Source organism: Vibrio sp. Hep-1b-8, from assembly GCF_006124995.1.
Lineage (GTDB): Bacteria > Pseudomonadota > Gammaproteobacteria > Enterobacterales > Vibrionaceae > Vibrio.
On the sequence record NZ_QEWN01000142.1, the window covers coordinates 66,062 to 78,195 of the forward strand.

Consider the following 12,134-nt stretch of genomic DNA (forward strand, 5'->3'; position numbering starts at 1 on the left):
CGTTTGCGTCAGCGTTTTTTCTGTTAAAATGCGCGCGAACTTAAGATGTAAGTACAGAATGAATCCGTTAGATATTGTCATTTTAGGTGTGGTCGGCCTGTCGGCTTTGATCAGTTTAGTGCGTGGTTTCGCTAAAGAAGCACTCTCATTGGTTATTTGGTTTGGCGCTTTTTTTATCGCCAGTCAGTATTACGCCAAGTTGGCGGTGTACTTCACCAATATTCAAGATGAGATGATTCGAAATGGAGCCGCAATTGCAGCCTTGTTTATTGCTACGCTTGTGGTTGGTGCAATCGTTAACTATGTGATTGCTCAGCTAGTACAGAAAACAGGGTTGTCGGGTACAGACAGAGTGTTAGGTGTCGTTTTTGGCGGTCTACGTGGCGTTCTGATTGTGTCAGCAGCACTATTTTTTATGGATGCGTTTACATCGTTTCCAGACTCTGAGTGGTGGAAAGGATCTCAATTGGTGCCGGAATTTAGCCGCGTCATTGCCCCTTTCTTTGAACACTTACAAGCAACGTCTAGTTTCTTATCTGGCGCGGTATAACGCGCCAGCCATTGTCGAAAATCGAGGGTTAAGACATGTGTGGTATTGTTGGAATCGTGGGCACTACGCCTGTAAACCAGTCTATCTATGATGCATTGACGGTATTGCAGCACCGTGGCCAAGATGCCGCGGGTATTTGTACCATAGAAAGCAATCGTTTTCGTCTGCGTAAGGCGAACGGTTTAGTTAAGGATGTGTTTGAAGCCAAACATATGCAAAGACTGCAAGGTAGCGTGGGTATTGGCCATGTTCGTTATCCAACGGCGGGTAGTTCGAGCGCGTCAGAAGCACAGCCTTTCTACGTGAATTCGCCATTTGGTATCACTCTGGCACACAATGGTAACTTGACCAATGCAGCAGAAATACGTGAGAAATTGTTTGAGAAAGATCGTCGTCATGTGAACACGACTTCCGACTCAGAAGTGTTGCTCAACGTGCTTGCACACGAGATTGATACCGTAAAAGGAAATGTTGCAGCGGAAGACGTGTTCCGTGCAGTGACCAATGTGCACCGAGCTATTCGCGGTGCGTACGCGGTAACAGCAATGATTATCGGTCATGGTATGGTGGCATTTCGTGATCCAAACGGCATTCGCCCTCTATGCCTTGGAAAACGTGAAATCGGTGGTAGTACAGAATACATGGTTGCCTCTGAGTCAGTGGCGTTGGATGCGGTTGGGTTTGACTTCATCCGCGATATCGCACCGGGTGAAGCAATCTATGTTACTTTCGATGGTCAACTTCATACTAAGCAATGTGCTGACAACCCAGTTCTTAACCCATGTATTTTTGAATTTGTTTACTTTGCTCGACCAGATTCGTTTATCGATAAAATCTCGGTATATAGCGCGCGCGTTGAAATGGGTAAGAAATTGGGTGAGCGTATCCGCGATGAATACAGCCATCTGGATATTGATGTGGTTATCCCTATCCCAGAAACTTCTTGTGATATCGCGCTGCAAATCGCACAAGCGATCGACATTCCTTACCGCCAAGGCTTTGTGAAGAACCGTTACGTCGGCCGTACCTTTATCATGCCTGGTCAACAGCAGCGTAAGAAATCTGTGCGTCGTAAGCTCAACTCAATCCGCTCAGAATTTAAAGATAAGAATGTATTGCTGGTTGACGACTCTATCGTACGTGGTACCACATCAGAGCAGATTATCGAGATGGCGCGTGATTCCGGTGCGAAGAAAGTCTTTATGGTTTCAGCGGCACCAGAAATCCGTTTCCCGAATGTTTACGGCATCGATATGCCGAGTGCAAGCGAACTCATCGCACATGGTCGTGACAACGATTCAATCTGTAAACAGATTGGTGCTGATGAACTGATTTTCCAAACACTGGAGGATCTTGTCGCAGCAGTTGGTATGGGTAACAGCGACATCGCTAAGTTTGAAACGTCAGTATTCAATGGTGAATACGTGACGGGGGATATCGATCAGAACTACCTTGATTTCCTTGAATCACTACGTGGTGATGATGCAAAGACTCAGCGTGAGATTCAGCTAGATTTAGCGAACCTAGAACTGCATAACGAAGGTGCTTAAGAGGGCGCTACGCTCTAAGGGAGAGCTTGAATGTTGCGTAAGCAACTCAAGTTTTCTCGTTCTTTACTCCAAATAAATAAGGGTTGGCGCCAAGCGCCAACCCTTTTTTTTCTTGAATGCTTCAAGCGTTTAACTTCTCACGCGCATTAGTTGGCTTAACATAAACATCGCGGTAGCGCTGATCACGACAGAAGGGCCTGCTGGAGTGTCGTAGTGCCATGATAGAGTTAGACCAAGTAAAACAGCAATAGAGCCAATCAGTGATGCGAACAAGGCCATCTGTTCTGGTGCTTTGGCAAATCGACGAGCCGTCGCCGCTGGGATGATCAACAGTGAAGTCATGATCAGGGCGCCAACAAACTTCATACCAATTGCGATCACTAAACCGACCATTAACATCAGAATCAAACGCATTAGATCGACGTTGTGTCCCTCGACAGCGGCAAGGTCCTCATTGACGGTGGTTGAGAGTAACGAGCGCCAGAAAAAGCCCAATACAGTGGCAACGACTATAACGCCGAGATAAATATATGCGAGGTCTTGCGCTGTTACCGCTAACAGATCACCAAAGAGATAGCTCATTAAATCAATTCGGACGTTATCCAAGAAACTTACAGCAACCAGACCAAGTGATAACGAACTGTGGGCGAGAATGCCCAGCAAAGTGTCAGTAGCGACTTGCTGTTGACGCTGAAGTGTTACCAACAGGATTGCCAAGGCAAGGCAGCAAACCGTTAAGGCTAAGTAGAGATTGACGTCCAGTAAAAAGCCCAAGGCAAGCCCCATCAACGAGGCGTGAGCGAGCGTGTCACCGAAATAAGCCATGCGACGCCAAACAACAAATGAACCTAGCGGGCCTGCGATCGCTGCGATCCCTAAGCCTGCAAGTATGGAAGGTAGCAAAAACTCAATCATGATGATGGCCGTGTGTATGATGGGAACATTGAGCGCCTTCACCGGCTACGGGTTGACCTGCTAAGTCATGATGATGGTGATCATGCTGATGGTGATAGAACGCAAGAGATTGTTGCTGGGTATGTCCAAACAGCGCAATATAGCTTGGGTGCTGAGCGATGTCTGCGGGTGCGCCAGAACAGCAAATATGATGATGTAAACAGATAACATCATCGGTTTTTGCCATGACTAGGTGCAGGTCATGGGAGACCATAAATACGGCACAGTTAAAGCGGTGGCGAATAGTATCGATCAAATCATACAAATCGATCTGACCCTGAACATCAACACCTTGGGCTGGTTCGTCGAGAACCAACAAATCAGGTCTTTGTAGCAATGCTCGCGCAAGCAAGACGCGTTGATTCTCTCCGCCAGACAACGAATGCATATTACTCTTCGCCAAATGCTCAGCGCCGACTAATTTAAGGGCATCATTGAGCTCTTGTCGGCTGTACTTGCCTGCCAAACGCAGAAACCGTTCTACGGTAAGTGGTAGGGTGTCATTGAGTTTAAGTTTTTGTGGTACGTAGCCAATTTTGATTCCCTTGGCTTTGGATAAAGTACCCCTATATCGGCGCTGTAGTCCGAGTAAGACTTTTACCAGTGTCGACTTTCCCGCGCCATTAGGTCCGATAAGTGTAGTGATTTCGCCTCTGTTGAGGCGTAGACTTACCTTGTCGAGGACGGTTCGGTCTTCGAATTGAACGCAGATATCAGTAAGTTCGACCAATGTCGGCATGAATGGAACTCATTTGCAATTGTTTATTGTTATAATGTAACATTTGTCATTCCTTTAAACCAGTCTGTAATCTCGCTAGCTATGAAACGTTTTCTAATCGCCTGTACACTTTGGTTTGCAAGTCACTCTGTGGCTAACGCAACACAAGTGTTAACTAGTATTAAACCCATTCAACTGATTGCCATTGAAATCATGCAAAATACCTCATCTCCAGAGGTTATCTTGGCGTCTAATACTTCACCACACGACTATGCTCTGCGTCCGTCAGACGTGAAGCGCATTCGCAATGCTGATGTGATTATTTGGTTCGGAAAGAATCTAGAACCCTTTCTGAGTAAGGTGGTAGAAGGGCAGAGCAATGTCCTCACACTGAGCAAAATTGAAGATCTAGAACTGAGAGAATACCAAGGTGATCATCATGATCATGATGGTCACGACCACGGCAGTCATGACCCCCATTTTTGGCTGGGTTATAAACCCACGATGCAAGTGGCAAAGGCTATTGCGGATATGTTAGCAGGGATGGATGCTGCTAACGCTCAAGTCTACGCTGATAATCTAAAAGTATTTGAAGACAAACTGGCTGCTCAGCAGCAAGCGATCGAAAAGCAACTTACTCCTATCAAACAGGATGGGTATTTTGTTTTCCACGATGCCTATGGTTACTTTGAACAAGATTTTGGTCTCAATCAGTTGGGTTTTTTTACGGTCAGCCCTGATCGCAAGCCGGGTGCCAAAACGTTGATCTCAATTCGTAAAGCATTAGCCAGTGAGCAGGCGAAATGTGTATTTTCTGAACCTCAGTTCACACCCGCAGTGGTAGAGTCTGTGACCAGAGGCAGCAACACAAAAGTAGGTGTCCTTGATCCCATTGGCAGCGATGTTCAAGCCGTTTCTGGTGGCTACTTTGTCTTAAAACAGAACTTGGCGGATAGCTTCAGCCACTGCTTGCAGCGTTAACTTTACCGAAAGCCAAAGAGAGCGATTCTCTTTGGCTTGATTGGCATCTGTGAACTGATTGGAAAAGTCACGAGTTTTTTGCCATACGCGCTTGTTAATCTTGATAAATTTCCGATAATTATTGGCACAAAATAAATCAAAGTTCATGCCTTGTGCTGAACGTCCAATGTTAGCCTATTGATTCTTGCTGTTAGGGATAAGCCAATTGAATAAACTCTCGTCGATACTGTTGCTACTACTGCTGTTTTCGGGAGTTTCGCTAGCATCCAATTTCTCTCCCACGGTTTTCTATCCGTTGCCTATGCAGACTCAGGGAAAAGTGTTTGCGGCGAAACAGCTATTCACAGCTCAAGGTGGAGGGATATGGCTGCAAGACGTGCGTAATCAAATCTTATTTTTTGATGGTCAGGCGATTACCCCTGAGATGGGCTCAGCACTTGACGAGGATACCGAGCAGGTCGCTTTCGTTGACAATGCCTTCTGGACATTTTTTCAGAATGAAATCTATCGCACCGTACCCAATCGAGAAAAAGAGCTGGTTTTCAGCTTAACCCCAGGAACCGAAATACTTCGAATTGGTGCCACAAAACGCTACATCTGGTTAGCTGATGAGAGCCACTTTTACACCTACCATGTTGATAGCGGTGAGTTTCAAACCTTTTCGTTGATGCAGTTGTACCAATACAACCAGTCAGCGAAGATCACGATTAATGATGCGGCGTTTATTAAGTCTCGTTGGGTGATTGCGACCAATGCGGGGGTTTACTTGTCGAATGGAGACGTTTACGAACACATATCAAGCTCTGCTAGCCATTACGTAGAGAAGCTGCACTATTCAGAAGTACGCGATGAGCTGGTGATCGGCTCGTTAGACGGCATTTTGATTTTTGATCCTGACCAGCCACAGCAACCGATCGAGCGGATTGCAGGGAATCACGTATTAAGTATCGCAGAGACGGCGCAAGAGTACTGGATAGGTACCGAAAAAGGGCTGTTTGTCTATGACTTTGTAACAGGTGAAATTCGTCGTTTTGAGCAGGGAGTGTGGGCAGGAAATGGGTTGGCGGGGGAAAAAATTTATTCTCTTCTTAATGACAATGCTGGTGGTATTTGGATTGCGACTGATAGGGGAGTCCGTTATTTCTCCCAATTTTCGGACAATTTTGAGCGTTACCCACACCAATATCTATCGTTCAGTGACAGCAAAGAAAAGGTAACCAAGCTCCTGCGTAGTAAGAGCCGTGATGGTTACTGGATGTTAACCAATAAGAACGTCTATCGTGTTGACCTTTCTAGCGCAGGGACACGCGACCTACTATATCAAGGCGTCGTCTATGATCTCGAAGAGAGAAATGGCGTCTTATGGCTTGCGACGGATAAAGGCATTGTTTGTATCGATGCAGGAAGTGGAGAGGTCATTGTTGACAACTTACCTCCGTTCCTAAAACAAATGAGTGTTCGCTTCATCGAAATGGGTCGAGACAATACCGTTTGGGGAGCAAGCAGCAACCAGTTGTGGAGCTATAACACCGCTAGTGAGCAATTGATCCAGTTTGGTTCTGAGTGGATGATCGAAAAGTTTCTGCCTGCTCAGCTCACACACATTTATGAGACATCTCAAGGTTATCTGAGCCTAGGTACTGAGCATGGCATCTACCTTCTAAAAGATGGTCAGGTTCGTTTTGTTGGGGAAAGTATTCCCTATGGCGAGGTCATTGATGTTGAGCAAGTCGAGGAGAATCAATTATGGGTCGCGGGTCGCTATGGCCTGTATCGCTTGAACTTATATAAAGAGCAAGTTCAGCCAATTACAATGGTTGATGGCCATGTAACTCCCAAGTGTTTGTTAAAAACCGAGCAAGGTATTTGGCTCACTTCATCGGGCGGGCTATCAAAATACGCGAACAATGGCAGCTTAATACAGCATTACGGTGAGCCGTTTGGCTTGATCAGCAATGAGTTCCTTTCTGGATTTTGTAGCTACAGCACGGATAGTGAGCGTGTACTTCTGCTTGGCTCACGAACCAGTTTGGTCAAAGTGGACACCAACCAGCTTATCGCCAGCAAGTTGCCGGAAATTCAGGTGGTATTTAGTCAAATCAAGCGCAATCAAAAACTCTATTCGTTGGCGAATACGGAAAGTGATCCGCTCCAGTTGAGTTACAGTGAGTCGGTGTTTTTTCAATTTGGTGTGATGCCGAGAGCCAATGATGTAACGCTTGAATATCGTCTCAATGATGATTCAGATTGGCAGATGCTCGATGGCAGTACCTTAACCATGGAACATATGATGCCCGGAAGCTATCAGTTGGAGGTAAGGGCATTGCATAACGGCACATTACAAAGTCGCAGTGCCCGCTACCAGTTTATGGTGGAACCACCATGGTTTTTGAGCGTGTATGCCATCGTAGGCTATATAGTGCTCGGCATTTTATTGTTGGCATCAACTGCGTATTGGCGTTCAAGAGTGATGTCAAAAGCAAACCGAGCACTAAAAGCTCAGGTCGCACTCAAAACCAATCAAATGCGCCATCAAAGTCGTATCTTGCTCAGTAACAACCAACAGCTACGTAAGCAGTTGCAGGTAAGAAAACTGATTTTTACTCAATCCGTGAGTACGTTAAAAGATAGACTCGAAGCACAGGCAAAAAATGACAACAGCGATCCTCGATTGCTTGCTTTCTTGAATAGAGAATTAGAACTGCTGGTCAATGTGCGCTCGACTAATGGACAAGCGCTTCCAGTTTATAATCTGACACTTATCGTTGAATCGGTGCTGCGCGGCTGGCAAGACGAGTTGCTAAAGGCGGGAGTTACCGTTCAGATTGAGGCGGATACAGATCTGTACGTTAGCGTCGATACGTTTAATCTTGATGAAATCTTTAACTTGTTGTTCGATGGTATTGTTCAGCGTTGCTACCGAAACCAAACAGTGATGATTCAGTTAATGTTGAGGAAAGGTCAGGTGGCATTTTCTATGCTAGACCAAGGCAAAGCGATAGAGGGCAGTAATACCACTTCAACAATGATGCAGAATATTCACTCTCTGGTCGAAAAGAGTGGCGGTAAGTTGGTTATCCACTCTTCTGAGGAGCGTAATCTGCTTGAAATGACGTGGAACGCCAGTGAAGCCTTCGCAGAAAACTCAATCGTTACTGACGATGATAGTGACGATGATATCGAATTTCAGGATAACGATCCTTGGTTTGAAAAGGTCATTCTCCTCGTGAGTACCCACTATGCTGATCCTGATTTCAGCACTTCATCCGCAGCTAAAATGCTGTTCTTATCCGAACGTAGCCTACAGAGACGCTTTAAATCCACTTTAGAAAAAACGTTTACAGAATATCTGACCGAAGTTCGATTGGACAATGCATGCCGTCGCTTACTTGCTGGTGAAAAGGTATCTGATGTCGCTTTTGAATGTGGTTTTAATGACCCTTCTTACTTTAGCCAAAGATTTAAACATCGATTTGGCATGTCTCCAACTCAGTTTATTGAAGAGCAAGAACGCTTTTAAACCATCAGATTAACATTGGTGAAAGTACGAGTAGCTGGTAGTGGTGGAATGCGGGCTAGAAGAAGCCGAAGAAAAAAAATATCGTGGCATAGCCGGGGGACTATACCACGGGTGTCAATGACACCTTCGCTTGCTGCCGGAGTGACGCTTTATGCGTCACCTCTGGAATTCAATGTTGTCTTTGGGATGGCCCCTCGACATGAGTAACTATATCCACTCCGACTTATTTTACTTATAAAATTAACGCCATCTTCCATGATAAAAACGACAGCTTTGTTAAATTATTGTTTATCAATGTTTTATATGCCGTTCGGTATGTGTGGGAAGAGTGACTTAAGTCGTGGCGGTGTAGGAAATGGTGAGTTTTGACGAAATTAACGTTAGTTTTTTTGACGTTTTGAACATCGCTATACTTGAAAACATTGATTTCAGACAAGATCTGTTACATGTATGAGAGATAGTATTGAGATCGGTAATAAAAATATTTCTCATTTATATATAGACGGCCTGTTTATGAAACTCTCACAATTACAACAAGGGCAAAAAGCAACCATCAAAGGTTTTTCTGAGCTTTCCAACGACGTAAGAAAAAAGCTGATGGTTATGGGGTTACTTCCTAAGACAGAGATTACCTTAATACGTAAGGCGCCAATGGGTGACCCACTGCAAGTTGAAGTCCGTGGTGTCTCTCTAGCGGTACGCACCAAGATTGCAGACGCAATCGCAGTGGAGGTGGAATGATGGAGTATAAAATCCTAACGGTCGGTAACCCAAATAGCGGAAAAACCACCCTGTTTAATGGATTGACTGGTGCCAAGCAGCAAGTGGGAAACTGGGCGGGTGTAACTGTTGAGAAAAAAACAGGTAAGTATTCCCATTCTAGCGACGATTTTCTTCTCACGGACTTGCCAGGTATATATGCGCTTGATAGTGGTAATGATGGCAACAGTATTGATGAGTCAATTGCGTCTCGCGCGGTTCTAACCCACCCAGCCGACCTGATTATTAACGTCGTTGATGCGACTAGCCTGGAACGTAGTCTGTATATGACATTGCAGCTGCGCGAGTTGGGTCGCCCGATGATTGTTGTGCTAAATAAAATGGATGCGTTAAAGCGTGAACGACAAACGATAGATTTGAAAGCGCTAGAAAAAGTGCTCGGTTGTCCGGTGTTTGCGATTTCTGCCAACAATAAATCACAAGTTCAGTCTCTCAAAGAACGTCTCCACAAAGCGCTCATTCAGGGCGTCGCCCTTGACGAACTTCGCCTTAACTACGGCGAAGCATTTGAAGCGTCCATTGCGAGTCTAGAGCCAATGTTTGCAGACCAAACAGAAGTCTCTGCTCGAGCGTTGGCCATTCGAGCGCTTGAAAACGATCTGTTGGTGCTCAACTCATTACCACAACTTAGCCGCGAGACCATCGTTGCAGAGCAGCGCAAAGCTGAGCTGGATATCGACTTGTTGGTGGCGGACGTAAAATATACGTTTCTTCATCAGCAATGCCAGAAGGTGCGCCGAAGTGAAGGTAAATTAAGTCATAGCTTCACTGAGCGAGTCGACAAGGTTATTTTGAATAAATGGATCGGCGTTCCTTTCTTCTTTGTTGTTATGTACTTAATGTTCATGTTCTCGATCAACATTGGTAGTGCTTTCATTGATTTCTTTGATATTGGCGTTGGCGCACTACTGGTTGATGGTGGGCATTACTTGCTTGATGATCACTTGCCGGTTTGGTTAGTGACGTTGATTGCTGACGGCGTAGGTGGCGGTGTGCAAACCGTAGCGACCTTTGTCCCAGTCATCGCCTGTCTCTATCTGTTCCTCGCTGTGCTAGAGAGCTCGGGCTACATGTCTCGAGCAGCATTCGTACTTGATAAAGTGATGCAAAAAATAGGTTTGCCGGGTAAGGCATTTGTGCCTTTGGTGCTTGGCTTCGGCTGTAACGTACCGTCTATTATGGCAACCCGTACCCTCGATCAGGAACGTGAGCGTAAGCTAGCGGCATCAATGGCGCCGTTTATGTCATGTGGTGCTCGTCTGCCCGTATATGCACTTTTTGCCGCGGCATTCTTCTCTGAAAGCGGTCAAAACGTGGTGTTTTCACTATATCTATTAGGTATTGTCGCGGCAGTTATTACCGGACTTGTGCTTAAAAACACCCTCTACCCAGGTTCGAGTGACAGCTTAGTGATGGAAATGCCTGACTACGAATTGCCAACAATGCGTAATGTGGTGATTAAAACGTGGCAGAAGTTGAAGCGTTTCGTTATGGGGGCGGGGAAAACCATCGTGGTTGTTGTCACAATTCTAAGCTTCCTAAACTCCGTTGGTACGGATGGAAGCTTTGGCAACCAAGACAGTGAAAATTCGCTGCTATCTACCGTATCAAAAGTAGTCACGCCAGTCTTTGCGCCAATTGGTATCGAACAAGACAACTGGCCTGCAACCGTTGGTATCATTACTGGCATTTTTGCAAAAGAGGCCGTGGTCGGTACGCTGAACAGCCTATATGCGCCAAGCAATGAAGAAGCGGGTGAATACGACTTGATGGCTAGCCTTGAGGAAGCCGTGATGTCGATTCCCGAAAATCTTGCTGGACTGAGCTTCTCAGACCCATTAGGTATTGAAGTTGGCGATTTGTCTGACAGCAATGCAGTTGCAGAAGAACAAGAGGTGGATGTGTCTATCTTTGGTAACTTAAAAGGACACTTTGTGTCCGGTAATGCAGCGTTTGCTTATCTTATCTTTATCCTGCTTTACACTCCATGTGTTGCTGCCATGGGCGCATACGTTCGTGAGTTTGGGGTCAAGTATGCTCGTTTTATTGCTGTTTGGACCATGGGACTTGCTTATGGTAGCGCTGCTCTTTATTACCAAGCGACACACTTTAGCGATCATCCGGTCATGAGCGCAGCATGGATCTCAGCGATTATTTTGGCTGGCTTTGTTACCTACCGAGCGCTAAAAGTTGTGGGTAACAAGCAAGTACAACAGTTAGAGGCGCAAATTGCATGATACTGGCAGAGTTAAAGCAGTTTATTGATCAGCAGGGCAGTGTCTCCCAACGCGAACTGGCAAAAAAGTTCGGATTAAGTGAAGATGGTGTTGACGCCATGCTATCCGTTTGGATTCGTAAAGGAGTGATTTCTCGCCTTGTTGATACTAACGCCGCGAAGCACGTTATGAGGGTTAGGTATACCAAAGTGGATCCTAATGCGCTCGCTTTGACTGTGACCATGTAGACGATACTGAGTGACAATAAAAAACCGTTCATAGCGAACGGTTTTTTTGTATTCGAAACGATTTGAACGTTTAACCGCGCTGGAACAAGCTACTTAGTGATAATACATTGCCGATGCGTGTTTGCAGATCTGCTTGCTCTTCTTCGCTGCGAAACTGACCAGAAGTGTTCCCCCAAAGCGGGCCAGGCCAAGCAACGTCCTGTTTAAAACGGGCGATATGATGGATATGCAGTTGAGGTACTATGTTTCCCAATGCACCCAAGTTGAGTTTATCCGGCTGAAACGTGGCCTCCAAAGCTTGACTAACGGCTTGAGATTCTAATAGAAACTGCTGTTGTTCTTGCATCGGGAGGTGATGCAGTTCTTTGAGATGAGCGCGTTTAGGCACCAAAATAACCCAAGGTACGGCATTGTCGCGATGTAAAAGTGCCACACACAGAGGAAAGTGACCAATGACTGTGGTGTCCTTTGCCAGTTGAGGATGAAGTTCGAAGCTCATTGTTGTTGTCCGATATTGTGTTAACGACATCAGTATACGTCAGATAAAACAAAAGGTTGACGCTTTCACGTCAACCTTTCAAATTTATTCGAAACTCGAAACTCGAAACTCGAAACTC

At 45.6% G+C, this 12,134-nt stretch carries 10 protein-coding genes; 7 read left to right on the forward strand and 3 right to left on the reverse strand.

The window, feature by feature from the left end:
• Positions 1-58 precede the first annotated feature (58 nt).
• The gene (locus DA100_RS20190; protein ID WP_138973772.1) at positions 59-550 is read left to right on the forward strand and encodes a CvpA family protein; all 492 of its coding nucleotides are present in this window, start codon (positions 59-61) and stop codon (positions 548-550) included.
• 35 nt (positions 551-585) lie between these two features.
• Positions 586-2,100 (forward strand): amidophosphoribosyltransferase, encoded by a 1,515-nt coding sequence (purF, locus tag DA100_RS20195; RefSeq protein ID WP_138973773.1) that lies wholly within the window; start codon positions 586-588, stop codon positions 2,098-2,100.
• A gap of 129 nt (positions 2,101-2,229) precedes the next feature.
• Here purF and znuB read toward each other — a convergent pair whose 3' ends face one another.
• Both znuB and znuC read right to left on the reverse strand, forming a co-directional pair.
• Entirely contained in the window at positions 2,230-3,015 is a 786-nt protein-coding gene (gene znuB / locus DA100_RS20200) for a zinc ABC transporter permease subunit ZnuB (RefSeq protein WP_138973774.1), read from the reverse strand.
• Positions 3,008-3,793, reverse strand: coding sequence for a zinc ABC transporter ATP-binding protein ZnuC (gene znuC / locus DA100_RS20205; RefSeq protein WP_138973775.1), 786 nt, complete (start codon positions 3,791-3,793; stop codon positions 3,008-3,010). The genes znuB and znuC overlap by 8 nt, the downstream gene beginning before the upstream one ends.
• 81 nt (positions 3,794-3,874) lie before the next feature.
• Here znuC and znuA point away from each other — a divergent pair, with 81 nt between their 5' ends.
• The 5 genes from znuA to DA100_RS20230 all read left to right on the forward strand — a co-directional run bounded on the left by znuA (position 3,875) and on the right by DA100_RS20230 (position 11,517).
• Positions 3,875-4,753, forward strand: coding sequence for a zinc ABC transporter substrate-binding protein ZnuA (znuA, locus tag DA100_RS20210; protein WP_138973776.1), 879 nt, complete (start codon positions 3,875-3,877; stop codon positions 4,751-4,753).
• Positions 4,754-4,958: 205 nt separating this feature from the next.
• On the forward strand, positions 4,959-8,273 hold the full coding sequence (locus DA100_RS20215) for a helix-turn-helix domain-containing protein (RefSeq protein ID WP_240800977.1): 3,315 nt from the start codon (positions 4,959-4,961) through the stop codon (positions 8,271-8,273).
• A gap of 513 nt (positions 8,274-8,786) precedes the next feature.
• Positions 8,787-9,014, forward strand: coding sequence for a FeoA family protein (locus tag DA100_RS20220; RefSeq protein ID WP_138973777.1), 228 nt, complete (start codon positions 8,787-8,789; stop codon positions 9,012-9,014).
• A complete protein-coding gene (gene feoB, locus DA100_RS20225) occupies positions 9,014-11,290 on the forward strand; it encodes a Fe(2+) transporter permease subunit FeoB (RefSeq protein WP_138973806.1) in 2,277 nt (758 codons plus the stop codon). The genes DA100_RS20220 and feoB overlap by 1 nt, the downstream gene beginning before the upstream one ends.
• A complete protein-coding gene (locus DA100_RS20230; protein WP_138973778.1) occupies positions 11,287-11,517 on the forward strand; it encodes a FeoC-like transcriptional regulator in 231 nt (76 codons plus the stop codon). Before feoB ends, DA100_RS20230 begins: the two co-directional genes overlap by 4 nt.
• Positions 11,518-11,587: 70 nt before the next feature.
• Here DA100_RS20230 and DA100_RS20235 read toward each other — a convergent pair whose 3' ends face one another.
• Positions 11,588-12,016 (reverse strand): HIT domain-containing protein, encoded by a 429-nt coding sequence (locus DA100_RS20235; RefSeq protein ID WP_138973779.1) that lies wholly within the window; start codon positions 12,014-12,016, stop codon positions 11,588-11,590.
• Positions 12,017-12,134 lie beyond the last annotated feature (118 nt).